The 23,081-nt window shown below is 56.0% G+C and carries 22 protein-coding genes; 13 read left to right on the top strand and 9 right to left on the bottom strand.

The annotated features are described in order from the left end of the window. Positions 1-39: 39 nt before the first annotated feature. From GOX61_RS14510 to GOX61_RS14490, 5 genes are all read right to left on the bottom strand, one after another. Positions 40-741: an ABC transporter ATP-binding protein gene (locus GOX61_RS14510; protein ID WP_170334817.1), complete on the bottom strand. Its 702-nt coding sequence runs from the start codon at positions 739-741 to the stop codon at positions 40-42. Next, positions 741-1,505, bottom strand: a complete 765-nt coding sequence (locus tag GOX61_RS14505) for an ABC transporter ATP-binding protein (protein ID WP_155149595.1) — start codon at positions 1,503-1,505, stop codon at positions 741-743. The genes GOX61_RS14510 and GOX61_RS14505 overlap by 1 nt, the downstream gene beginning before the upstream one ends. Then, positions 1,502-2,788 carry a branched-chain amino acid ABC transporter permease gene (locus GOX61_RS14500; RefSeq protein ID WP_170334815.1) on the bottom strand — a complete coding sequence of 429 codons (1,287 nt, stop codon included), beginning with the start codon at positions 2,786-2,788 and terminating at the stop codon, positions 1,502-1,504. Before GOX61_RS14500 ends, GOX61_RS14505 begins: the two co-directional genes overlap by 4 nt. Further along, positions 2,785-3,741: a branched-chain amino acid ABC transporter permease gene (locus GOX61_RS14495; protein ID WP_170334813.1), complete on the bottom strand. Its 957-nt coding sequence runs from the start codon at positions 3,739-3,741 to the stop codon at positions 2,785-2,787. The genes GOX61_RS14500 and GOX61_RS14495 overlap by 4 nt, the downstream gene beginning before the upstream one ends. Before the next feature lie 79 nt (positions 3,742-3,820). Beyond that, the gene (locus GOX61_RS14490) at positions 3,821-5,068 is read right to left on the bottom strand and encodes a branched-chain amino acid ABC transporter substrate-binding protein (protein ID WP_170334811.1); all 1,248 of its coding nucleotides are present in this window, start codon (positions 5,066-5,068) and stop codon (positions 3,821-3,823) included. 371 nt (positions 5,069-5,439) lie between these two features. Between GOX61_RS14490 and GOX61_RS14485 the strand changes: the two genes are divergently transcribed. The 11 genes from GOX61_RS14485 (at position 5,440) to GOX61_RS14435 (ending at position 17,705) form a co-directional block, all read left to right on the top strand. Further along, positions 5,440-6,282 carry an FAD binding domain-containing protein gene (locus GOX61_RS14485; RefSeq protein WP_170334809.1) on the top strand — a complete coding sequence of 281 codons (843 nt, stop codon included), beginning with the start codon at positions 5,440-5,442 and terminating at the stop codon, positions 6,280-6,282. Beyond that, positions 6,275-9,025, top strand: coding sequence for a molybdopterin-dependent oxidoreductase (locus GOX61_RS14480; protein ID WP_170334807.1), 2,751 nt, complete (start codon positions 6,275-6,277; stop codon positions 9,023-9,025). The genes GOX61_RS14485 and GOX61_RS14480 overlap by 8 nt, the downstream gene beginning before the upstream one ends. Beyond that, positions 9,015-10,514 carry a 6-hydroxynicotinate reductase gene (locus GOX61_RS14475; RefSeq protein WP_170334805.1) on the top strand — a complete coding sequence of 500 codons (1,500 nt, stop codon included), beginning with the start codon at positions 9,015-9,017 and terminating at the stop codon, positions 10,512-10,514. Before GOX61_RS14480 ends, GOX61_RS14475 begins: the two co-directional genes overlap by 11 nt. Continuing rightward, positions 10,515-11,378: a UPF0280 family protein gene (locus GOX61_RS14470; protein ID WP_170334803.1), complete on the top strand. Its 864-nt coding sequence runs from the start codon at positions 10,515-10,517 to the stop codon at positions 11,376-11,378. Next, positions 11,371-11,952: an amino acid synthesis family protein gene (locus tag GOX61_RS14465; protein ID WP_170334801.1), complete on the top strand. Its 582-nt coding sequence runs from the start codon at positions 11,371-11,373 to the stop codon at positions 11,950-11,952. The genes GOX61_RS14470 and GOX61_RS14465 overlap by 8 nt, the downstream gene beginning before the upstream one ends. Continuing rightward, positions 11,949-12,530 carry an amino acid synthesis family protein gene (locus GOX61_RS14460; RefSeq protein WP_170334799.1) on the top strand — a complete coding sequence of 194 codons (582 nt, stop codon included), beginning with the start codon at positions 11,949-11,951 and terminating at the stop codon, positions 12,528-12,530. The genes GOX61_RS14465 and GOX61_RS14460 overlap by 4 nt, the downstream gene beginning before the upstream one ends. An 88-nt stretch (positions 12,531-12,618) precedes the next feature. Beyond that, complete coding sequence (locus tag GOX61_RS14455; protein ID WP_155149575.1) at positions 12,619-13,833, top strand: ABC transporter substrate-binding protein; 1,215 nt, start codon at positions 12,619-12,621, stop codon at positions 13,831-13,833. 67 nt (positions 13,834-13,900) lie between these two features. Then, the gene (locus GOX61_RS14450) at positions 13,901-15,745 is read left to right on the top strand and encodes an ABC transporter permease (protein ID WP_170334797.1); all 1,845 of its coding nucleotides are present in this window, start codon (positions 13,901-13,903) and stop codon (positions 15,743-15,745) included. Further along, positions 15,742-16,515 (top strand): ABC transporter ATP-binding protein, encoded by a 774-nt coding sequence (locus GOX61_RS14445; RefSeq protein WP_170334795.1) that lies wholly within the window; start codon positions 15,742-15,744, stop codon positions 16,513-16,515. The genes GOX61_RS14450 and GOX61_RS14445 overlap by 4 nt, the downstream gene beginning before the upstream one ends. Next, positions 16,508-17,209 (top strand): ABC transporter ATP-binding protein, encoded by a 702-nt coding sequence (locus GOX61_RS14440; RefSeq protein ID WP_170334793.1) that lies wholly within the window; start codon positions 16,508-16,510, stop codon positions 17,207-17,209. Before GOX61_RS14445 ends, GOX61_RS14440 begins: the two co-directional genes overlap by 8 nt. 70 nt (positions 17,210-17,279) lie before the next feature. Next, positions 17,280-17,705, top strand: a complete 426-nt coding sequence (locus GOX61_RS14435; RefSeq protein ID WP_170334792.1) for a MarR family winged helix-turn-helix transcriptional regulator — start codon at positions 17,280-17,282, stop codon at positions 17,703-17,705. Here GOX61_RS14435 and GOX61_RS14430 read toward each other — a convergent pair. Beyond that, complete coding sequence (locus tag GOX61_RS14430) at positions 17,700-18,812, bottom strand: CaiB/BaiF CoA transferase family protein (protein ID WP_170334790.1); 1,113 nt, start codon at positions 18,810-18,812, stop codon at positions 17,700-17,702. The genes GOX61_RS14435 and GOX61_RS14430 overlap by 6 nt on opposite strands. A 55-nt stretch (positions 18,813-18,867) precedes the next feature. After that, complete coding sequence (locus GOX61_RS14425) at positions 18,868-20,034, bottom strand: amidohydrolase family protein (protein ID WP_170334788.1); 1,167 nt, start codon at positions 20,032-20,034, stop codon at positions 18,868-18,870. Between the two features lie 160 nt (positions 20,035-20,194). Between GOX61_RS14425 and fdxA the strand changes: the two genes are divergently transcribed. Both fdxA and GOX61_RS14415 read left to right on the top strand, forming a co-directional pair. Further along, positions 20,195-20,527, top strand: a complete 333-nt coding sequence (gene fdxA, locus GOX61_RS14420; RefSeq protein ID WP_155149564.1) for a ferredoxin FdxA — start codon at positions 20,195-20,197, stop codon at positions 20,525-20,527. A 9-nt stretch (positions 20,528-20,536) separates the two neighbouring features. Further along, positions 20,537-21,343, top strand: a complete 807-nt coding sequence (locus tag GOX61_RS14415; protein ID WP_170334786.1) for a ferredoxin--NADP reductase — start codon at positions 20,537-20,539, stop codon at positions 21,341-21,343. 75 nt (positions 21,344-21,418) lie between these two features. Here GOX61_RS14415 and GOX61_RS14410 read toward each other — a convergent pair whose 3' ends face one another. Both GOX61_RS14410 and GOX61_RS14405 read right to left on the bottom strand, forming a co-directional pair. Further along, entirely contained in the window at positions 21,419-22,249 is an 831-nt protein-coding gene (locus GOX61_RS14410; RefSeq protein WP_254436871.1) for a crotonase/enoyl-CoA hydratase family protein, read from the bottom strand. Next, entirely contained in the window at positions 22,200-22,961 is a 762-nt protein-coding gene (locus GOX61_RS14405; RefSeq protein WP_170334784.1) for an SDR family NAD(P)-dependent oxidoreductase, read from the bottom strand. Before GOX61_RS14405 ends, GOX61_RS14410 begins: the two co-directional genes overlap by 50 nt. Between the last annotated feature and the right edge of the window lie 120 nt (positions 22,962-23,081).

The raw sequence follows: 23,081 nt of genomic DNA, 5'->3' as shown, positions 1-23,081 counted from the left end.
TGACCTTGTCAACTGCCCCGGCACTACAGAGCTAAATCGTCAGACCTCCAACCATTCCTGTCGGATGTCAGCATTTTCCTTCAGATCCTGTGGCGTACCCTCATAGACCATGTGGCCATGACCCATGACATAGACCCGGTTGGTCACGCGCAAGGCAATGGTCAGCTTTTGTTCAACCAACAAGATCGAAACGCCCCGCTCGGCGATCTGCACAAGCAGATCTCCGACTTGCTCAACGATCTTTGGGGCCAGACCTTCGGTTGGCTCATCGATCATGATAAAGTCGGGATCCCCCATGAGCGCGCGACAGATGGTGAGCATTTGCTTTTCACCACCCGACATGACCGATGCATCCACATCTGCGCGGCGGCGCAGGTTGGGGAACATCTCGAACATGTCCTCCATGCGCCATCGACCATCGCCGTCTTTCTGCCCCGGTTTCAGGCCCAGCATCAGGTTCTGCCGGGTCGTGAGGCCAGGAAAGATATCCCTGTTTTCAGGTACATAACCGATGCCTGCCTTGGCGATTTCAAAGCTCTTGCGCCCGGCAAGTTCATCCCCGCGAAAGCGGATCGAACCATGTGGCGCGACCTCTCCCATGATGGCCTTGCAGGTGGTCGATCGCCCGACCCCGTTGCGACCCAGCAGCGAGACGATCTCACCCTCGCCCACCTCGAGGTTGACCCCCTGCAAGATGTGGCTCTTACCGTAATAGGCGTGCAAGTCAGTGACCTGAAGCATCACACCGCCTCCTCTTCCAAACTTGCGCCCAGATAGGCCTCTTTCACCTTGGCCGAGGCGCGCACGATGTCCGGCGTTTCAGACTCGATCACCTCGCCGTAGACCAGAACCGAAATCTTGTCGGCCAGATCGAAAATCACGCCCATGTCGTGCTCGACGATCATGAGTGTCTTGCCTTCGGTCACCTTGCGGATCAGGTCGACTATCAAATCGGTCTCCGAATGACTCATACCCGCGCAAGGTTCATCCAGCAGAATGATGTCCGCTCCGCCAGCAATGGTAATCCCAATCTCCAACGCGCGCTGTTCGGCATAGGCCAGCGTTCCCGCCAGTTCATTCCGGCGCTGGGTCAGATTGATCTGCTCAAGGATCTCATCAGCCTTTTCAGTAACATCATGCTGCCGCCCGATCATGTGCCAAAAGGAATAGCGATACCCCATCGTCCACAACAACCCACAGCGGATATTTTCGAATACGGTCATGTTCGGAAAGATGTTGGTGATCTGGAAAGACCGGCTGAGGCCACGGCGATTGATCTCAAACGGCTTCATACCGCTGACCTCTTCACCGTGAAGGAATACCCCACCTGAAGTTGGCGCAAAGCGACCCGTGATCAGATTGAACAGCGTGGATTTCCCGGCCCCGTTTGGACCGATAATCGCGTGCCGCTCACCTTTTGCGATCTGCAGATCCACACCCTGAATGATGCTGGCCAGGCCAAAGCTCTTCTGAAGTTTTTTCAGCTCGATTGCCGGAACGCTCATCCCCGACCTCCTGCGTGGTTTGCTTCTTCCCAGACGGCCCGGATTTCCGGCAGCACAAGTGACACGAGAAACAGGGATATGGCAGCGATGAGCGCCGAAAAGGCGATGGCGTGATAGCCGCCGCTGTCAAAAGCGATCCCATACAGCTCCATCCCGTGATCTCCGCCATAGCCGTGGCGCTTGTGAAACAGGATTTCCAGAATGGCCGCCAATGACAAAACACTGGTGGTCGAGGGGATCGCAACTTTGAGATATGGCTTGATCAGCAGGTGCAGTTTACCAAGTGAGAACGGTCGGCGGTGCATCGCTATCAGCCCGGCAAAGCCAGATGGAAAGAACATCACACAGGCAACAAACAGGATACCCAGATACAGCGCCCAAAGCTCGGTATGTAGCCCCAGAACCGTTTGCAGCAGAGTGAAAACCACGGCACCGATGATCGGCCCAACAAAAAAGCCAGCCCCACCAATGAACGTCACCAGCAGAATTGAACCAGAGGTGGCAAGATTCAGGTTTTCTTCGGTCAGGATTTCGAAATTGATAGCAAACAAGGATCCTGCCACCCCGGCAAAAAAGCCCGAAGCACAGAAGGAAATCCAGCGCACATTGCGTTGAGAGTAGCCCAGAAATTCGGCGCGCTCTTCATTGTCGCGTACTGCGTTGGCGATCCGACCGATAGGCGTGCGCGAAAACAGATACATCAACAACGTGGCCAGCAGCAGCCAGAAGATGGTCAGGTAATAGACCTCTTGCTGAGTCAGGAACTCATAGCCAAAGACCGGCGGGCCCATGGTGCGATCACCCGAAATCCCCTCCTCACCACCAAAGAACACAACGATGATGACCGAACAGGCGGCGATCAGTTCGCCGACACCCAGTGAGATCATCGCAAATACGGTTCCGGCGCGGCGCGTTGAAAAACTGCCGATGAGGAAGGCAAATGCCAAGCCAAACAAGCCACCGACAACCGGCAGAAGCGGCAGTGGCAACCACAAACCGTCTTCGACCATGTTCATCACATGCATGGCAAAAAATCCGCCAAGGCCCATATAGACCGCGTGGCCAAAGGACAGCATTCCCCCCTGCCCCAGCAACATGTTGTAGCTGAGCGCAAAAACGATGGTGATGGCCATCTGGTTCATGATTGTGAGTGCCGAACTGGTCTGAAACACCAAGGGCAGGCACAGAAGAAATAGCACAGCGAAGGCCCAGGGTACCGTTGTCGACAGCGAAATCAGCCGCGCCGTACCCGCTGTCAGAGGGGTCTTACTTGCGATACTCATGACTCGCGATTCCCCATCAAACCTTGCGGGCGCAGAACAAGTACGATGATCATCAGCAGATAGGGCAGGATCGGCCCCAACTGCGGCAATGTCAGGGTCCACAGATCCTGCAGCGGATGATCCCAGATCAATTCAGGCTTGGTAAAGCCGATAGCGGTCAGCACCTGCTCGGCCGTAATGTCATACGCTGTGGCAAAGGTCTGCATCCAGCCGATAATCAGGGATGCGACCAACGCACCCCAAAGCGACCCGAGCCCGCCGATCACGATAGTGACGAAGACGATTGATCCCAGTTGCACTGCCATCCCGGGGAAAACCCCCAGAACCGGCCCTGCGATGACTCCGGCCAGACCTGCCATGGCCGTGCCAACGCCAAAGACACACATGAACACCAAAGGCACGTTGTGGCCAAGATTCTGAACGGTTTCGGGATAGTTGAGCGCAGCCTGAATGGTCATGCCGATCCGGGTCTTGGTCAGGATGTAAAGCAGTGTCAGGAAGATTCCCATCGCAACAAAGATCATAAAGAGTTTGTAGGCTGGGAAAGAATTGCCGGCGATTGAAAACGCAGCAAAGTCCAGCGCTGCAGGTTCTGAAAACGGAAGCTGGCTTTTGCCCCAGAAGAACTGAACCGTCTCTTCGATCAGCAGGGCAAGACCGAAGGTGAATATCAGTTCGGGCACATGTCCATATTTATGCACCCGTCTGAGCCCGTAACGTTCGATGAAGGCTCCGATGATCCCGACAATAATTGGCGCGATGATCAGGCCGACCCAGAATCCCGTGACCAGACTGATCTGATAGGCGAAATAGGCACCCAGCATGTAAAAACTGGCATGGGCAAAATTCAGAACGCCCATCATGGAAAAGATAAGTGTCAGGCCGCTGCATAGCATGAACAGCAACAGTCCGGTCACAAACCCATCCAACACGTTCACGAGGAACAGCGCCATTGCTTGTCTCCCTGCATTGATAGAGTGGTGATCCAGCAGCCCGCCTGAACGCAGATGGGCCGCCAGAGTGGTGAGAAGGTTAAGGGCGCTTCATCTCGCACGTTGTGGACGAGTCTGCAGAGGCCATCTCCACAACGGTTTCGGCAACCATGCCGCGGCCCGATTTGTCATACTCGAACAAGATATCGTCTGGTGTCTGTCCCTGCACCGTCACGGTCTGGATCACCTGATGATCGCTGTCGCGCATGACGGTCTTGCCGGTTACGATACTGTCGTACTCCATACCTTCCAGAGCATAGGCGATTGCTTTGATATCCGTTGCATTGCCCACCTCGTTGATGGCAGCGGCCAGCATCGGGGCGACGTTTGCCATTTGCGGTTGGCCAAAATCGAGATCCGGGAAGGTTTCATAAAACGCAGCAACGAATTCCTGAGCTTCCGGGGTTGCCGGAGGATTGACCTGACCGGCGCCAACCAGTTTTACGATGCCGTCACCCTCTTCGCCAAAAGCTGCCGTAATGCCGGACGTTGCGCCATAGTAGGTGTAGATGGGCTTGTCGAAGCCTGCGCCCATGACCGCCTTGCCGAGACCGACCATGTCACCGCCCCAGTTGCCGGTGATCACTGCGTCTGCGCCCGAGCCTACAATCTTGCGCGCGTAAGGTGTGAAATCCTTGACCTTGCCGATCGGGTGCAACTCATTCCCGACGATCTCGATATCAGGACGCTTCTCCTTAAGAAATCTTTGAGCCGCTGCCGCAACGGCTTTGCCGAAGGAATAGTCCTGGCCGATGATATAGACCTTTTTGATGTCCGGGTTGGCTGCAATGTCGTCAGTCAGGGCGTCCATCTTGATGTCAGCATTCGCATCAAAACGAAAATGCCAGAACTGACACTTGTCGTTTGTCAGGGCTGGATCCACAGCTGAGTGGTTGAGGAAGATGACCGGATCATCGGGGTTGCGGCGATTGTGCTTCGCTACCGCTTCGGTCAGTGCGTTGGCAACACCAGAAGATGCGCCCTGCGCAATGATGCGGATACCCTGATCCATCGCCACTTGTAGCTGGATCAATGATTCCTTGGCGCTGATCTTGTTGTCAAAGGGTACCATCTCAAATTCGGCTTGCCCCTCTAGCAAAGCACCGGGCTCGTTAACCAGCTCTTTGACGCTGTGGCGGTAGATAGCCAACCCTTGCGTGCCGGTGGTTGCGAATGGGCCGGATAGCGGATCGATGAATGCGATTCGCACCTTTTCCTGCGCAACTGAGGCGCCTGCGGTCAATGCAGTTATCGCAACGCTTGCCAGCATCAATTTGAACTTATTCATTTCTTCCTCCCTTTTGACATCAAGCGGTCGATTTTGATCCGCCAGTGGATTCACATCTAGGTGAGTGATCGATCACTATAGTTGCTAGGGAATGTTAGTGTGTCAACGAATTACTGATGAAAAGTGAGTTCCGGAATTAGCATTTCTTTGACTCGCCCAAGTAAGAGCAGCCAGCCCGACGCAATGGCCAATGGAACCGCCATCTGGTTCGTTGAGCCATAAAAATATGACAGTAGGCGGCAATCTTGGTGAAATTGCAGCCCCCAGCGCCAGCCTTCCACGGAAGAACAAATGATCCTCAAACAAATCGTTGACTTTTTTTTCGATTGCCTAATATCATTAGTATACAAACAGAAAGCTCGCCATCAGGAATGACAGCATTGCGGTATCTAACACCAGGTTCATTTGACGAAGCATTCAGTATGCTCGCCTCTCAGGACCTTGCCATAATCGCCGGTGGAACAGACTTCTTTCCATCCCGGCAGCGTCACGAATTGTGTACCGATATGATGGATGTCACCCGGATTGACGGGATTGCAGGCGTCACCTTTGACCAAAAGCGCTGGAAAATAGGGGCAGCGACACGCTGGACGGACGTAGCGCGTGCAAATCTGCCCCCTGCGTTTCGCGGATTGCAAGCCGCAGCCCGTGAGGTTGGAAGCCTGCAAATTCAGAACAGCGGAACGGTTGCCGGAAACCTGTGTAATGCGTCTCCGGCAGCAGATGGCGTTCCGCCCCTTCTGACCTTGGATGCCAGCATAGAAATTGGCTCGGTCCGCGGGGTTCAGGAACTTCCGCTACAGGATTTCGTTACCGGCGTGCGCCGGACTGCGCTGGCAGATGACGAGATGGTTACCGCGATCTATCTGCCCGATCCGCCAAAAGGATCCGTCGGACATTTTGAGAAACTGGGTGCACGACGGTATCTGGTAATCTCGATCACGATGACCTCGGTGGTCATAGGTCTGGATCAGGATGGCTGCATCGCTCACGCACGTGTCGCAGTGGGGGCGTGTTCCGCAGTGGCGCAACGTCTGCCCGAACTCGAGCAGGAGTTAATTGGTCAACAGATCGAAGATGTCAGGGTCAGCCCGGATCATCTGAACTCTCTCAGCCCGATTGATGACGTTCGCGGCAGTGCCGGATACCGGCTGGAAGCTGCCGCAGAACAATGTGCCAGAGCGATCAAAGAGGCGGGTCAGTTCCATGGATAAGCCGGCCGATGAAATCACAACCGAATTCCTTCTGAACGGGCAGGTCGCCAGTATAGTTGCCCGGGTTGGCGAACGTCTTTCTGATACTCTTCGCGAGCGTCTCAACGCGCGTGACGTCAAGATTGGGTGCAATGCCGGAGACTGTGGCGCGTGTACAGTACTTGTCGATGGTGATCCTGTCTGTGCTTGCCTTATGCCGGCACAACAGGTCGCAGGTCGCTCGGTTGAAACGCTCGGCGGACTATCACAGAACGATCTGATCACGAAACAGCTTGCAACGAGTTTTCAGAACCATGGTGCCGCCCAATGTGGGATCTGCACGCCCGGAATGATGACTGCAGCTGTTGCGTTGCTTCGCGAGACGCCCCAACCAGACGTTCAACAGGTTCAGGATGCGCTTGGAGGCGTCCTCTGTCGCTGCACCGGATATCGCAAGATCATCGATGCAGTGGTTGCAGCAGGAACCGCAACTGAACCGACACCATCCATCGGTCATGCAGGAGATGCCATCCGCCGGGTGGATGGCCATGACAAGGTGACCGGGGCTGAGCTGTTTGGCGACGATGTCGCACCATCTGGCACGCTGGAAATCGCCGTAATCCGCTCGCCCTATCATCGGGCGGGTTTCACCTTTGGGGATTTGCAAACATGGGTTCAGGATACTTCGGGCGTCGAGGCGGTTCTGACAGCAACCGATGTTCCGGGCCGTAACATATTTGGTGTAATCCCCGATTTCGCCGACCAGCCGGTATTTGCTGAAACCGAGGCGCGGTTTCGCGGCGAGGCGGTTGCCGCAGTTGTTGGTACACCTGAGATGATGGCGACCTTCGATCCGAACTCCTTCCCTGTAAGCTGGGACGAGCGCTCGGCTTCCCTGCTTATTCAGGAAGCAATGACACCAGAGGCGCCGCAGTTGCATGACGGGCGTGACGGCAACGTCATGTGTGGCGGATTCGTCAAATGCGGTGACCCGGATGAAGCCATCGCGCGGGCTGACGTGGTTGCCGAAGGTTACTTTCGCTCAGGTTTCATCGAGCATGGCTATATTGAGCCGGAAGCCGGATATGCCGAGATCGTGGATGGCCGCGTTGAAGTGCATGCATGTACTCAAGCACCGGTCATGGATCTGGATTCGCTGGAAATCGTTCTGGGCATGCCCCGTGATCAAATACGCATCATACCGACGGGTGTCGGAGGAGGGTTCGGCTCCAAACTTGACCTTTCGGTGCAGCCCTATCTTGCTCTTGCAGCCTTACGAACCGGAAAACCTGTTCGTCTGACATACTCACGCACCGAGTCTATGCAATCGACAACCAAACGCCATCCGTCGGACATTTGGGTAACGATTGGCGCTACAAACGATGGCCGGGTCAGCGGCATGACATTTGACGGTCTGTTCAACACAGGTGCTTATGCAAGTTGGGGGCCAACCGTCGCAAATCGGGTGCCGGTCCACGCCTCAGGCCCCTACAAAATTGCGGACTATCGCGCCGAGGCCAAAGGCATTCACACGCACTGTCCGCCGTCCGGGGCGTTTCGTGGATTTGGTGTTCCTCAATCCGCAATTGCTCAGGAAAGCCTGTTTGACGAGCTGGCGGACAAACTGAATATGGACCCGCTTGAGTTTCGCATTCGAAATGCCCTTGAAAATGGAACACCTACAGTTTGCGGTCAGGTCTTCGAGCAGGGTGTCGGCATTCGCGCTTGCCTCGAGGCGTTGCAACCCGCATGGAAAGCGGAACGTGACGCGGCAGAGGCATTCAACGCGCGCAATGATACTCTCAGGCGCGGCGTCGGCGTTTCTGCGGGCTGGTATGGGTGCGGCAACACCTCTCTGCCCAACCCTTCGACCATAAAGTCCGGCATTCGGGCGGACGGCACTTTGGTTCTGCATCAGGGGGCGATGGATATCGGTCAGGGTGCAAACACGGTCATCACTCAAATCTTTGCAACGGCTTTGGGAGTTCCTGTTGAGTTAATCGAGCTGATCGGTAGCGATACGGACGTCACGCCGGACGCGGGCAAAACATCTGCATCACGTCAGACCTATGTATCGGGCAGCGCCGCGCGCCTGTCAGGTGAAGCATTGCGCGCGCAGATTCTGGCCCGTGTGAATGCCGGGCCGGATGCAAAGATCACGTTTTCAGCAGGTATGCTAGAGGTGAACGAAAACGGACAATCCCACCGGATCGACCTCAGCACGCTCGCCGCCGATGCAGAGGGATATGTCCTGCGGGCTGAGGAAACCTATGACCCGCCAACCAAGCCATTGGACGAAAACGGTCAGGGCGTGCCCTACGCACAATTCGGCTATGCCGCGCATCTGGCGGTGGTCGAAGTGGACACAAAGCTGGGCACTGTGAAACCTGTGAAATTCTTCGCCTCCCATGATGTCGGCAAGGCAATCAACCCGATGCTGGTAGAAGGACAGGTGCAGGGCGGCATTGCCCAGGGGCTTGGTATGACGCTGATGGAGGAATACCTCCCGGGCCGCACCGAAAACCTGCACGACTATCTGATCCCAACCATAGGTGACATTCCTCCGATCGAAACGATCATCATCGAAGAAGAAGACGCCCATGGCCCTTACGGCGCCAAAGGGTTGGGTGAGCATGTGCTTATTCCAACTGCGCCCGCTCTTCTGAATGCAATTAAACGCGCCTGCGGTGTCCGGTTGAAACGACTTCCCGCGACACCCTCCCGACTGCGCGCGGCAATCAAGGAAAACGAGAATGGCAACTGATCGTGCAAAGCCGGAGAAAATCCGATGCGACGCCTGCCCGGTGATGTGCTTCATCGCAGACGGCAAAGCCGGAGCATGCGATCGCTATGCCAACCATGGTGGAGATCTGGTACGCCTCGACGCGCTGACCATCATCGAAAGTACTGAAAACACCCGGCTTGTGCCGTTCATGAAGGACAGCTCCGGCCCGAATGACTGGGACGGTGACATAGTTCAGGGTAAACGGCCATTTGTGACCGCTGTGGGCGCAGGTACGACATATCCGGACTATAAACCCGCCCCCTTCATCGTCAGCCAGGAGGTCGAAGGTGTGGACATGGTCACGGTCGTGACTGAAGGGATTTTCTCGTATTGCGGCGTGAAGGTTAAGATCGACACCGACCGTCACATCGGGCACGAGCGCGATATTGTCCGTGTTGATGGCGAACCGATCGGTCATGTAATGACCTCAGAATACGGCTCGAAAATGCTATCTCTGGGCGGGGTTGAACATCTCACCGGCGGCAGCAAGAAAGAGGGGCGGGTCACCTGCGACGCTCTTCTGCGGCTGTGCAACCGCGAGGCTGTCGAGATGGTGATCGGCGATGAGGGCCACGAAACCACCGTCGTCGTTCAGGCAGGTAAAGCACCCATTATCAACGGAGTCGAGGAAAAGCTGATGCGGGTCGGCTGCGGATCCGCCACGATCGGCATGTTTGCCAAGCAGTGGGTCGATCACGTGGATGATGTTGTGGTGGTAGACGATCACATCACCGGAGTACTGTCCGAGCATCAGGCTGGCAAACTGCTGGATGTCGAACCGACCGGCATCAAAATTAACGGACGCCGCTCGACGCCCGGGCGCTATTTCAATGTGGCCGAACCGGGGACTGGCTGGGGCGGCACGGATATTGAGGATCCGCTCAAGATACTGGGTGATTTCAACGCGAAGTTTGCCCGGGAAGGCCTGAAACTGTTGATGGTCTCGACCACAGGTGAACAATACGGATATTATGAACTCGATGCTGATCTGAAACCACTGTCTGCGGATATCCCTCCAGCGCTCAAGGCATCGGCTGAACTGATTGCGGAGAATTGCGAACCTTCGGTCTGTTCGGTTCTGTTCATGGGAGGCGCGGGCGGAAGCCTGCGCGCCGGAGTCACCGAAAACCCGGTGCGGCTGACAAAATCCGTCAAGGATTCACTGACATTCGTCTCCTGCGGCGGGGCCGAAGCTTTTGTCTGGCCTGGTGGTGGGATTACCGTGATGGTGGATGTCCTGGATATGCCCACAGGCTCGTTCGGATATGTGCCGACCCCTGCCCTTGTTGCTCCGATCGAGTTCACCATGCGCGTCAGTGACTACGGGACACTGGGTGGGCACATGAACGAAATCAAGCCCGTTGCGGATGTTGTCTCAGACGAGACCCGCAAGGTAGATCAGTTCCAAAACCAGCCAGACCCGATGGCCTCTGCCAACTACAGATGGGCGAAAGGCACTTCGGGCTAGATGAAACCGGTTTCCGCCATACTTCCTTGTGGACAGCGGCTGCATCTGCAGCATGGGCCGATCGACCTGATCGTCGACGCCGAAGGTGAGCGGGAACATGCGTTTGAGGCCGCGCACTGCCGGTTCCAATCGGTGCTGCAGGAACTGGTGGAAGAGCTTGAACTACTTCGACAACCCCTGACCTCGGACTGCCCATACCCGAATGGCCAGATCGCCCGACGCATGGACAAGGCCGCGCGCGCTCATGCTCGTGTTTTTGTCACTCGCATGGCCGCTGTCGCAGGGGCAGTTGCCGACGACGTGCTGAGCGCGATGCGCGATGCCGCATCTCTGAACCGTGCATCCGTCAACAACGGCGGCGATATAGCCATTTTTCTCGGGCCGGGCCAGACCTTCAACATTTCGATGAGCGGTCTTGAAGGACAGGAATTAGGGCGCATCGCTCTTTGCGCCGAAGATAGAATCGGCGGGGTAGCCACATCCGGTCGCGGTGGGCGCAGTCTGAGCCTGGGTATTGCTGACAGCGTGACCGTGCTTGCACAAAGCGCGGCGCAAGCAGATGTGGCGGCAACCTTGATCGCCAATGCCGTCGATCTTCCCGATCACCCCGCAATCCATCGCGTCCCGGCCATTGAGCTACGAGATGACACCGATCTGGGTACGCGCCTGGTCCCGGTTTCATTTGGCGCGCTCACTGCACCAGTAATCCGCGACGCCCTGCAGCGCGGTCTTGATGCAGCCGAAGACATGAGAGCCAGGGGCCTGATCAGCGCCGCTCATCTTTCGCTTCAGGGTCATAGCTGCCAGATCGGGCCGACCCGGATGGTATCTTCTTCAATACAAAGGATTCCCGAATATGCCTGACGTTCAACTGCGGAAAACGGTTTTTTCGCTGGAAGAAGTTTTTCACGAAGGCGGACCCTCCCCGGACAAACCTCTATACCGCGCATCGGCACTCGCTATTATCTCCAACCCGTTCGCGGGGCGCTATGAGCCTGAAATCACGGGCTTCATGGAAGACCTGAAGCCACTGGGACTGGAAATGGCGCAAAAGCTCATCGACATGCTGGGAGGACCCGACATCATCGAGGGTTATGGCAAGGGTTCTCTTGTGGGTGAAGCCGGAGAGTTGGAGCATGGCGCGCTGTGGCACGCTCCCGGTGGCTACGCGATGCGGCAATTGTTGGGCCAGGCAAATGCAATCGTCCCGTCCTCAAAGAAAGTGGGTGGCGTCGGTGCGCGGCTGGATGTGCCAATCACTCACATCAACGCTTCTTACGTTCGTAGTCATTTCGACAGCATGGAGGTCGGAAGCAACGATGCACCGCGCGCAGGAGAGCTTGCATTCGCTTTGGTCATGACCACCGGGCCGCGTGTTCATTCGCGTTCGGGCGGGCTTGAAGCTTGGGATATCAAAGGAGAGGATGGGCTGCGATGACCAAAATTCGCAAGATTGCCGTCAACATCGAAGAAACACACATCGAGGCAGGACGGCAGATATCACCTGCCACCCGCAAGGCAGTGGCCGTCGCAGTAATCGAAAACCCGTTCGCTGGACAGTATGTCGAGGATCTGACGCCGTTGATGGAGACAGGTGCGGAACTGGGCGCACTACTTGGCCGCCGTTGCGTCGAAGCCCTGGGTATCACACCGGAACAAGCCGAAAGTTATGGCAAATCAGCGATGGTCGGTGAAAACGGCGAGTTGGAGCATGCCGCTGCGATCCTGCATCCGAAACTGGGCGCTCCGTTACGCAAAGAGGTCGAGAAAGGTGCGGCTCTGGTTCCGTCATCAAAGAAGATGGGCAGTCCCGGACAAGTGCTGGACGTACCTCTGGGCCACAAGGATGCGGCCTATGTACGTTCTCATTTTGATGGGATCGAAGTGCAGCTGAACGACGCTCCTCGGGCCAATGAAATCATGGTGGCCGTAGCGGTCACAGACAGTGGCCGCCCGTTGCCACGCGTTGGAGGGCTAACCTCTGAAGATGCCAAAGGCAAGGACGGGCTTCGCTAAAAATGTAATTGACCTCAATCTGGCACTGACAACAACCAAGAAGCCGGGCACAACTGGCCGTGAAAAATGATCATAGGGAGGACTAGATATGAATCTGATCAGACGCACGGTACTTGGCGCGCTCGCCGCGTTGCCATTGACCGGCTTAACAGCCGGCAGCGGCTTGGCCCAAGACACCATTGTGCTGGGCGAAGTCAACAGCTACACCCGGCTTCCGGCTTTTACGGAGCCTTACAAAAAAGGCTGGCAGCTGGCTGTTGAACAAATCAACACCGCAGGTGGCGTCAATGGCAAACAACTGGAAGTCATCAGCCGCGACGATACCGGGGATCCGGCGACCGCAATCCGCATCGCTGAAGAATTGGTTTCGAAAGACGGAGCCGTGCTGATTTTTGGTACATTCCTGTCCAATATCGGCCTGGCCGTATCGGATTTCGCCAAACAGAAAGAGGTTCTGTTCCTCGCGTCCGAACCTCTGTCAGACGCGATCGTTTGGTCCAAGGGTAACAAATACACCTACCGGCTGCGCCCCTCGACCCACATGCAGGCTGCCATGCTGGCCGAACAAGCCGCAAAGCTGGACGCGGTGAAATGGGCCACCGTCGCGCCAAACTATGCTTATGGGCAGGATGCGGTGAAGGCTTTCAAATCGGAGTTAACCAAATTGCGCCCTGATGTGGAGTTTGTCGAAGAACAGTGGCCCCCATTGTTCAAGATCGACGCAGGGTCAACTGTACGCGCATTGGAAGCGGCCAAACCGGATGCGATCTACAACGTCACATTTGGTGGTGATCTGGCAAAATTCGTCCGTGAAGGGTCATTGCGCTTCCTCTTCGAAGACCGCGATGTGGCGTCTCTTCTGACTGGTGAGCCCGAGTATCTTGCTCCGTTGGGGGGTGAAGCGCCTGAGGGTTGGATCGTAACCGGGTATCCATCAACAGATATCGAGACCGACGACCACAAAGCCTTTGCCGATGCCTATATCGCGAAATTTGGCGAAGCACCCAAGACGGGTTCGATAGTCGGCTACAACTCAGTTCTGGCGATTGCTGCTGCACTCGAGAAAGCCGGTTCTACAGACACCGAGGCATTGCTGGCTGCAATGGAGGGACTTACCGTTGACACCAGCCCCACAGGCCCATTCACTTTCCGCGCGGCGGACCACCAGTCCACGATGGGTGCCTATGTCGGCAAGACCGGCATGGTGGATGGCAACCCTGTGATGGTCGACTGGGCCTATGCTGATGGGGCCGATTATCTGCCCAGTGAAGAAGACGCAACAGCCCTGCGTCCGGCGGAATAAGCCGAAATCGGCGGGGCATATGTTGCCCCGCCCCACAATAAGAACACGAACAAGGGACGGTGGCCCGATGGGGTTCTATTTTGCTCAGCTACTGACTGGATTGGCGAATGCTTCTTCGCTGTTTCTCATCGCTTCCGGGCTTTCGATCATCTTCGGCGTTACGCGGATCGTGAACTTCGCACATGGTTCGTTCTATATGATCGGCGCGTATCTCGCATATACGCTGGTCTCAATCTGGAGCGGCAGCATCATCGGTTTTTGGGGCAGTGTGATTCTGGCTGCGATGATCGTCGGGCTGATCGGTCTGGTGATCGAACTGACCATCCTGCGCCGCATTTATCACGCCCCCGAATTGTTCCAGCTGGTCGCAACCTTTGGGGTCGTACTGATCTTTCAGGATGCGACTTTGGCGATTTGGGGGGCTGAGGATCTGCTGGGGCCGCGCGCGCCTGGACTTGATCGAGCGGTCCGGATCATGGGTGAGCCAATCCCTGAATATGATCTCGCCTTGATTGCGATCGGACCTGTCGTGCTGCTGGCGATCTGGTTGCTGTTCCACAAGACGCGCTGGGGTGTGCTGGTCCGTGCAGCCACACAGGACCGCGAAATGGTCGGCGCGCTTGGCGTCAATCAGGCCTGGTTGTTCTCGGCGGCCTTTGTGCTGGGTTCATTTCTGGCCGGGCTGGGCGGTGCGCTTCAAATTCCGCGTGAAGCGGTGTCGCTGCAAATGGACCTTTCAATCATCGGCGAAGCCTTCGTTGTCGTCGTTATCGGCGGTATGGGCAGTGTTTCAGGGGCATTTGTCGCGGCAGTTCTCATCTCGGTTCTCAATGCGTTTGCGATCCTGATTTTCCCCCAAATCTCGATTGTCCTGCCCTTTATCGTGATGGCGATTGTCCTGATCTTCCGGCCTCATGGATTGTTCGGAAAACCGGGCAGCGAGAAAGGCGCGCCAGAAGAACCCGAGCGGCCTCTGGCGCTGATGGACCAGAAATCGGCAATGGTTCTTTTCGCGGCTTTGGGCGTACTTGCACTCAGCCCGTTCTTCACCGCCGATTTCACGACCGTCCTAATGGTGGATGTAATGGTGGCAACGCTGTTTGCAGTGTCATTGCATTTCATGATGGGCGTCGGAGGCATGGTCAGCTTCGGGCATGCCGCTTACTTTGGTGTCGGGGCATATGCTGCGGCGATGGCCGTCAAGTTTCTCGGATTTGGAATGCTCCCGGCGATGATCTTTGGCCCGATTTGCGCCGCTATGGCAGCCCTGTTCTTTGGCTGGTTCTGCGTACGGCTTTCCGGCGTGTATCTGGCGATGCTCACGCTGGCCGCCGCTCAAATCCTATGGGGTGTCACCTTCCAGTGGCAGGAGTTTACCGGAGGCGATGATGGAATCCTTGGGGTATGGCCTGCCAAGTGGGCCAGTTCGGACAAGGTCTTTTTCTATATCGCTTTTGTTTTGTGTGTTGGCGGTATCTGGATGTTGCGCCGCGCGGCATTCTCGCCCTTCGGTTATGTGCTGCGCGGCATACGCGACAGCCAGACCCGGGCCGAAGCGATCGGTGTCGATACCCGCTTCCACCAATGGATGGGCTTTGTTCTGGCCGGAGGCTTTGCAGGTTTGGCCGGCGTTGTATTTGCCTTTTCCAAAGGCAGCGTCTTTCCTGACAGTCTGGGGATTGCTCAGAGTATCGACGGCCTGATCATGGTGTTGGTGGGCGGTATTCACGCACTGGCTGGACCAATACTGGGTGCCGGTGCCTTTGTTCTGATTGAGGACTGGGTCACGCGGCTGGACTACTGGCGATTCATCTTCGGCGCCATCATTCTGGTCGTCGTTCTGCTGGCTCCGGATGGAATCGCAGGTGGCATTCAGCGACTGTTGCGCATGCTGAAGGGAGAGAGGGCATGACTCGGGTTCTTGAGGTACGTGACCTTTCCAAACGCTTTGGAGGCGTGCAGGCAGTCAAGGATGTCAGCTTTGATCTGAACGAAGGTGAGTTTCTGGCCCTGATCGGCCCAAACGGTGCAGGCAAGACAACCTGTTTCAACATGCTGAACGGGTATTTGAAACCTGATAGTGGCTCGGTTTCGCTGCGTGGCCAGGCCCTGATCGGCCATCCACCGCGGAAAATCTGGAGAATGGGTGTAGGCCGCACGTTCCAAATCACGGCGACTTTCCTTTCGATGACAGTTGTCGAAAACGTGCAGATGGCGCTGATCTCGCATCATCGTCGGGTGTTTGACCTGTTTTCTCGTGCGACACATTTGTACGTGGATGAGGCGATGGCATTGCTGGAGCTCGTCTCGATGCAGGATCAGGCCGGGCGCGCCTGTTCGGAACTGGCCTACGGTGATCTCAAACGGCTGGAACTGGCGATCGCACTCGCCCACGAACCCGCCTTGTTGCTGATGGATGAGCCAACCGCTGGTATGGCCCCTTCCGAGCGGCTTGCGCTAATGTCCCTGACCGCAGAAATCGTTGCAAAGGGAGGGGTCAGCGTCGTCTTCACTGAACATGACATGGATGTGGTTTTTGCCCATGCCCACCGCATACTTGTCCTGAATCGTGGTGAATTGATCGCTGAAGGCAACGGCTCGGAAATCCGGGCAAACCCCACGGTACAGGAAGTCTATCTGGGTGGCGGCAGCGTTTTCGAAGCGGAGGGTGCCTATGCTTGAAGTCACCAACCTCGGTGCATGGTATGGCCGCGCACAGATTCTAAACGGCGTCTCCTTGAATATCCAAGAGAACGAAGTTGTCGCGCTGATGGGGCGCAATGGCGCCGGAAAATCTACGACAATGAAATCAGTCATGGGGCTGGTACGCCACACTGCAGGTACAGTTCACTATGACGAACGCAGCATCCTGGGTGGCACGCCCCATGCCATTTGCCGCGCAGGCATCGGCTATGTTCCGGAAGAACGGCGGATATTTGGTGATCTGACCGTTGAAGAAAATCTGGAGGTCGGTCGTCGCCCACCCCGCCCGGGTGCCCCGGAATGGACGCTGGAACATCTGTTCGAGCTGTTCCCAAACCTTGATGAGCGTCGGAAAAACCTCGGCAAGCAGTTGTCTGGGGGTGAACAGCAGATGCTGACAATAGCCCGCACCCTGATGGGCAACCCCAAACTGGTCTTGCTGGATGAACCATCCGAGGGGATCGCTCCGGTAATTGTCGAACAGATGGCGCGTGTCATAGCCGAATTGAAACGCGAAGGTTTGTCGGTACTGATCAGTGAACAGAACCTGCATTTTGCACGGCTGGTCTCGGACCGGGCATATATCATAGAAAAAGGAGAGATGAGGTTCGAAGGTAGTTTCGCGGATCTGGACGAAAATCCTGAGATTTCCAATTCCTACCTTGCGGTATGACCCCTGGCTATTGTAGCGGTCGCCCGGACGTTTATTATAACACAAACGAAAATACCGGTCAGGAGCAACCATGACAGACTCAGACGACAGCTATCTGCTCGACAGTCAGGTCGGCTATTTGTTGCGTCTGGCCAATCAGCGTCACGCTTCGATTTTTCAGTCGCACACCCTGGAAGGCCTGACGCCCACTCAATTTGCGGCTCTGGTGCGAATTGCCGAGCTCGGCAAATGTTCGCAAAACCGCCTGGGCCGGTTGGCCGCCATGGATGTCGCGACGATTAAAGGTGTTGTGGACCGCTTGAAGCAAAAGGGCTTCACGATTACCGAGGCCGATCCGGACGATAAACGCCGCACTTTGATTTCGCTTTCGCCGGCCGGAGAGGCGCTGGTTGAACGGATGAAAGAAGTCGGCCAGAAGATCACGGGCGAAACGCTGAAACCCCTGACCGCCGCCGAGCAACGCAACCTGATCAAAATCCTGCGCAAAATCTCATGATCTGACCGGCCGTTTGGGCGATGCTTTGTCCAGACGCAACGCCGACCGTGAAAACCGGATTGGTGTGCGCAGCCCCGGCACACCTTCCGGCTCGATCTGCATAACACGATGATGAATTTGCGGATCACTCAGCGCTTCGGCGACCGTATTGATCGGCCCCCCTGGCACTCCACCGTGTTCAAGCGCTGCCAACAAGTCAGCCTTGGTCCATTTCTGGCAGGCTTCGGTCAGCATATCGCTCAGTTCAGAGCGGTTGGCCACGCGATCCGGGTTGGTTGCAAACCGCGCATCATCGGCCAGTTCGGAACACCCCAGAATCCCGCAAAGAGATGCGAACTGACGGTCATTTCCACACGCGATGATGATATGGCCGTCCGCAACCGGGAACACCTGATACGGGACAATGTTTGGATGCGCATTCCCCAGACGGGTCGGGCAAATCCCCGAAGCCAAATAGTTCATGGCCTGGTTGGCCAACACCCCTGTCATGCAATCCAGCAGGCTCAGATCCACATGTTGCCCTTGCCCTGATCTTTCTCGTTCCGCCAGTGCAGCCTGAATTCCGATCACCCCGTAAAGCCCGGTGAATATGTCCGCAAAAGCCACACCGATTTTTTGCGGTTCGCCCTGTGGATCGCCGGTCAGATCCATGATGCCGCTCATGCCCTGGATCAGAAAGTCATAACCGGCACGATGTGCATATGACCCGTCCTGACCAAACCCCGTAACAGAGGCGTAGATCAGGCGGGGATTGATTTCTTTGACGCTGTCATAATCCAGGCCAAACTTTTGCAGGCCGCCGACTTTGAAGTTTTCGACCAGAACATCCGCCTCGCGGATCAGGTCGAGCAATTTTGACCGGTCCTCCGCATCCGCAAAGTCCAGTGCTATGCTGTCCTTTCCTCGATTTGCGGCGTGAAAATATGCGGCCGTCCGATCTCCGTCACGCTCGATAAATGGCGGCCCCCATTTGCGGGTGTCATCACCATCCGGGCTTTCGATCTTGAGGACTTCGGCCCCCAAATCAGCCAATGTCTGACCGATCCACGGACCCGCCAGAATCCTGGCTAGCTCGACCACTTTCAGCCCCTGCAAAGGTGCGCTCATCTTATGTCCTAGTCTCGTCGTGCCCTAATGTCTTCAACATCCAGAAGTGATCTGTTCAGCTAACAATCTGCGGCAAACGCGTTGCCGGAGGCGTATTGCGACTGCGTTCCGAACGCACAACACCATCGATGATGGTCATGCCGACACCCGGCAGATTTCCTAACTGAACAGATTCTAGAATCGTCTTACCTGGTGCGTGCTGCGCCTGATCCATCAGCACGAAATCTGCACAATACCCCTTTTCGATCAGGCCCGTATCCAGTTCGCGCTGACGTGCGGTATTTCCGTTCGCAAAGCAAAACGCGATCTCGGCGGGAACGTTGCCCAAAGCTGACAGCATCGCGACCATCCGCATGATACCCAGCGGCTGCACACCAGAGCCAGCTGGTCCATCCGTACCCAGTATGATCCGATCCATCTGCTTGAGCTCACGCGCGGTGTTCAGAGTCAGAAGTGCGGCGCGTTCGTTCCCGTTGTGCACAATCTCCAACCCGGCGGTACAGCTTTCGCAAAGGCAGGTGATCTGATCGTCAGGCAACGCGGAATGCCCGCCATTGATATGCCCAATCACATCGGTTCCGGTTTCCAGAACCATATCCGCATCAATCAGGCCGGACCCCGGAATCGACGGCCCTCCAGTATGGATTGTTGACTGGATACCGTACTTTCGCGCCCAGTCGACCATCTGTTTGGCAGTCTTGCCGTCCTTGACCGTACCCAGCCCGACCTCACCCAGCAGCTTGACGCCAGCGTCAGCCATCTCTTTGAAGTCTTCCTCGACCATTCCATGTTCGATTACCGGCGCTCCGGCATGAACCTTTACGCCAGAAGGTCGGAAATTCTCATACCAACGCTGCGCTGCAATCGCCATCGCCTTCAGGCCCACCACGTCCTTAGGCCGACCCGGCATATGCACTTCACCCGCCGAAATCAGTGTGGTCACGCCGCCGTGCAACGTGGAATCGATCCAGTGAAGCTGTTGTTGTCTGGGGGTATAGTCGCCAACGACCGGATGGATATGGCTGTCGATAAGGCCCGGTGCCAGAGTCACACCATTGGCGTCCACCACGGTGTCCGCATCGTCACAATCGAGGTCCTTTTCGTATCCCCAGTCCGAAATCTTGCCGTCTATAGCAATCACGCAGTCCGCATCGAGAATCGGGTTCTCCATCTTTCCTGATAGCAGCAGTCCGATGTTTTTCACGACCAGTTTATCAGCCATCTGTCCCTCTCGAAGATTTGGATATTTCGTTAGTATACTAATTATATAAGTCTCTGGGTCAAGCACGAAGCGCTCCAAATAATCGTTAGTACAAAAACGTATTGACAGGCGACGCGGTTCAGAAATATTCATTTGTATACTAATGATAAGGATAGCCGCGTTGACCTATGTAGTGACGGATAACTGCATCAACTGTAAATTTACCGATTGCGTCGAAGTCTGCCCGGTGGACTGCTTCTACGAAGGCGAAAACACATTGGTCATCCATCCTGATGAGTGCATTGATTGCGGCGTTTGCGAACCGGAATGCCCTGCAGATGCAATCCGCCCGGATACCGAAGAAGGAATGAAAGACTGGGTCGATCTGAACCGTAAATATGCAGAACAGTGGCCCGTCATTACGGAAAAAAAAGACCCTCTGCCCGACGCCGATGACTGGAACGGCAAGGACAGCAAACTGGAGCTTCTGTCCGAAGCCCCCGCGGACGCATAGGAGAGCATGATGTCGCTGGACACCCAATCAAAGACGGATTTTCACATACCGGCAGGCGTGTTTGCCCAAACGGTGACCGAAGTTCAGCATTATACTGACAGCCTGTTCAGATTCCGTATCACCCGCCCATCGACCTTTCGATTCCGGTCCGGTGAATTCGTGATGATAGGTCTGCCGAATGTCGAAAAGCCGGTGTTCCGTGCCTACTCTGTCGCCTCACCCAGCTGGGATGAAGAGCTCGAGTTCTATTCGATCAAAGTGCCGGATGGTCCTCTAACCGAACATCTGCAGAAGATCCGCGAAGGTGACACCGTTTTGATGCGCAAAAAGCCGACAGGTACGCTGGTGAACGACGCGCTGCTGCCAGGCAAGCGGCTGTGGATGTTCTCAACCGGCACAGGCATAGCACCTTTTGCGTCCCTGATCCGCGATCCGGAAACCTATGAGAAATTCGATGAAGTTATCCTGACTCATACCTGTCGGGAGACAGCTGAACTGCAATACGGTAAAGACTTGGTCACAGCACTGAAATCCGACCCGCTGGTGGGTGAGATGGCCCAGAACCTGCGCCACTATTGCACCGTCACGCGTGAGGATTATCAGTTTCAGGGCAGGATCACCGATCTGATGGCGTCGGGCAAAGTGTTCGATGATCTGGGCGTACCCGCGATCTCTCCGGAACATGATCGCGGAATGATCTGCGGCTCGATGGCAATGCTTCAGGATACCAAGGCCGCGCTGGAAGGGTTCGGACTGGAAGAGGGCGCCAACAACAAGCCTGCAACATTTGTCGTCGAACGCGCCTTCGTCGACTAACCACCGGGGCTCTGCCCCGCCCGACACCGGGATCTGGTGAAACGCTCTCACGCCAGATCCCGCGTGTTTCGGACCTCACTGATTGTCCCGCTTCCCTGTTTTAGTCAGAAACGCCTCCATCCCCGCCCGCGCTTCGGGAGAGGATTGAGCAATCGCCGCAGCCAGACTCTCTGCAAAGAATCCATCGCTGGCCGACATGTCGTTGATGCGCGTGATCGCCTGCATCATCATGTAGTTGGACAAAGGTGCGTTTTCAGTAACGCGCCGGGCCAGTTCCATCGCTTTGTCGAAAGCGGTACCATTCGGCTCGACATAATGGGCCAAACCCAGCTGCAACCCTTGCTCGGCCCCATAGCGACGTCCAGTCAGCATCATCTCCATCATCCTGCTGGCACCAATGATCCGCCCCACGCGCACGGTAGCGCCGCCGCCTACAAAAATCGCACGGCGTCCTTCGGGTAATTCGTAGAATGTGTCCTGCTGCGAGACCCGGATATGAGCTGTCATCGCCAACTCCATCCCTCCGCCCAGAACACCGCCATTCATCGCAGCGACAACCGGCACTCTGCCATACTCGATCTTGTCGAAAATTCTGTGCCACAGGCGGCATTCCTGCATGGCCCCTGCGGTATCGCGCATCGAATGCTCTAACAAATCCAGACCAGCGCAAAAATGCTGGCCCGAGCTGCGGATCACAACTGCGCCAATTTCGTCAGGCAATGTATCAAAGTAGTGCTCGATCTCAAACAACAGCCCGTGATTGATCGCATTGAACTTCGCAGGCCGGTCCAGGGTCAGGATGCCGACATTCCCATCAGTTTCGGGTTTGATATGCGTGTATTCCATTCCAACAGCCTCACTTGGGTTCAAGACGGATTGCCCCATCCAGACGGACACATTCGCCATTCAGCATCGTATTTTCGATCATATGCCCCGCCAGACAGGCGAACTCGGATGGCTGTCCCAGACGTGTCGGGAACGGAACCTTGGCGCCCAGGCTATCTTGTATCTCCTGAGGCAACAGATCCATCATCGGGGTTGAGAAAATGCCGGGCGCGATAGCCATGACACGCACCCCCGAACGTGCAAACTCTCGGGCCGCCGGCAAAGTCAGACTCGCAACCCCACCCTTTGAGGCCGCATAGGCCGCTTGCCCGATCTGACCTTCGAACGCTGCAGCTGAGGCTGTGTTGATAATGATCCCCCGCTCCTGGTCCTCAAGCGGATCGTTTTGCATAATCTGCTCTGCAGACAGCCGCATGACATTGAACGTTCCGATCAGATTGATCTGTATGGTGCGTGCAAACCCCTCAAGCGATGCCGGACCGTTACGACCAACAATCCGCTCACCATGTGTCACCCCGGCGCAGTTCACCACGATCCGCGGAAGGCCATTCGCCGCAATGGCCGTTTGCAGTGCTTCGGCAACCTCTGCTTCGATGGTCACATCACATGCGGCGGCAGTTGCTCCGAGCTGGGCCGCCGAAGCATCAAGTTTGCCCCCCGGAAGGTCGAACAAAGCCACCCGGCCGCCGCGCGCCGCCAGATATTCAGCGGTGGCAAACCCTAAGCCTGACGCGCCTCCAGTGACGATTACAGATGCGTTTTCGATTTTCATATCTTGTCTCCATTTGCGGCCAGGGCACTGCGATCTGACGAAAGCTGCTTGGATTCTTGCACTGTATTTCGGTGCGTTATTCCCATGTATTCGAGCTTTAGTGAACGATCAATAATATAT

It is taken from the genome of Ruegeria arenilitoris, assembly GCF_013030265.1.
GTDB lineage: Bacteria > Pseudomonadota > Alphaproteobacteria > Rhodobacterales > Rhodobacteraceae > Ruegeria > Ruegeria arenilitoris_E.
The sequence above is the reverse complement of the archived record's forward strand: the minus strand, read 5'-3'. Positions and strand labels throughout refer to the sequence as shown.

Bases quoted from the DNA above. Each gene is read 5' to 3' on its own strand.
- GOX61_RS14510 (WP_170334817.1), bottom strand. From the start codon at position 741: ATGCTTCAGGTCACTGACTTGCACGCCTATTACGGTAAGAGCCACATC.
- GOX61_RS14505 (WP_155149595.1), bottom strand. From the start codon at position 1,505: ATGAGCGTTCCGGCAATCGAGCTGAAAAAACTTCAGAAGAGCTTTGGC.
- GOX61_RS14500 (WP_170334815.1), bottom strand. From the start codon at position 2,788: ATGAGTATCGCAAGTAAGACCCCTCTGACAGCGGGTACGGCGCGGCTG.
- GOX61_RS14495 (WP_170334813.1), bottom strand. From the start codon at position 3,741: ATGGCGCTGTTCCTCGTGAACGTGTTGGATGGGTTTGTGACCGGACTG.
- GOX61_RS14490 (WP_170334811.1), bottom strand. From the start codon at position 5,068: ATGAATAAGTTCAAATTGATGCTGGCAAGCGTTGCGATAACTGCATTG.
- GOX61_RS14485 (WP_170334809.1), top strand. From the start codon at position 5,440: ATGACAGCATTGCGGTATCTAACACCAGGTTCATTTGACGAAGCATTC.
- GOX61_RS14480 (WP_170334807.1), top strand. From the start codon at position 6,275: ATGGATAAGCCGGCCGATGAAATCACAACCGAATTCCTTCTGAACGGG.
- GOX61_RS14475 (WP_170334805.1), top strand. From the start codon at position 9,015: ATGGCAACTGATCGTGCAAAGCCGGAGAAAATCCGATGCGACGCCTGC.
- GOX61_RS14470 (WP_170334803.1), top strand. From the start codon at position 10,515: ATGAAACCGGTTTCCGCCATACTTCCTTGTGGACAGCGGCTGCATCTG.
- GOX61_RS14465 (WP_170334801.1), top strand. From the start codon at position 11,371: ATGCCTGACGTTCAACTGCGGAAAACGGTTTTTTCGCTGGAAGAAGTT.
- GOX61_RS14460 (WP_170334799.1), top strand. From the start codon at position 11,949: ATGACCAAAATTCGCAAGATTGCCGTCAACATCGAAGAAACACACATC.
- GOX61_RS14455 (WP_155149575.1), top strand. From the start codon at position 12,619: ATGAATCTGATCAGACGCACGGTACTTGGCGCGCTCGCCGCGTTGCCA.
- GOX61_RS14450 (WP_170334797.1), top strand. From the start codon at position 13,901: ATGGGGTTCTATTTTGCTCAGCTACTGACTGGATTGGCGAATGCTTCT.
- GOX61_RS14445 (WP_170334795.1), top strand. From the start codon at position 15,742: ATGACTCGGGTTCTTGAGGTACGTGACCTTTCCAAACGCTTTGGAGGC.
- GOX61_RS14440 (WP_170334793.1), top strand. From the start codon at position 16,508: ATGCTTGAAGTCACCAACCTCGGTGCATGGTATGGCCGCGCACAGATT.
- GOX61_RS14435 (WP_170334792.1), top strand. From the start codon at position 17,280: ATGACAGACTCAGACGACAGCTATCTGCTCGACAGTCAGGTCGGCTAT.
- GOX61_RS14430 (WP_170334790.1), bottom strand. From the start codon at position 18,812: ATGAGCGCACCTTTGCAGGGGCTGAAAGTGGTCGAGCTAGCCAGGATT.
- GOX61_RS14425 (WP_170334788.1), bottom strand. From the start codon at position 20,034: ATGGCTGATAAACTGGTCGTGAAAAACATCGGACTGCTGCTATCAGGA.
- GOX61_RS14415 (WP_170334786.1), top strand. From the start codon at position 20,537: ATGTCGCTGGACACCCAATCAAAGACGGATTTTCACATACCGGCAGGC.
- GOX61_RS14410 (WP_254436871.1), bottom strand. From the start codon at position 22,249: ATGGCGAATGTGTCCGTCTGGATGGGGCAATCCGTCTTGAACCCAAGT.
- GOX61_RS14405 (WP_170334784.1), bottom strand. From the start codon at position 22,961: ATGAAAATCGAAAACGCATCTGTAATCGTCACTGGAGGCGCGTCAGGC.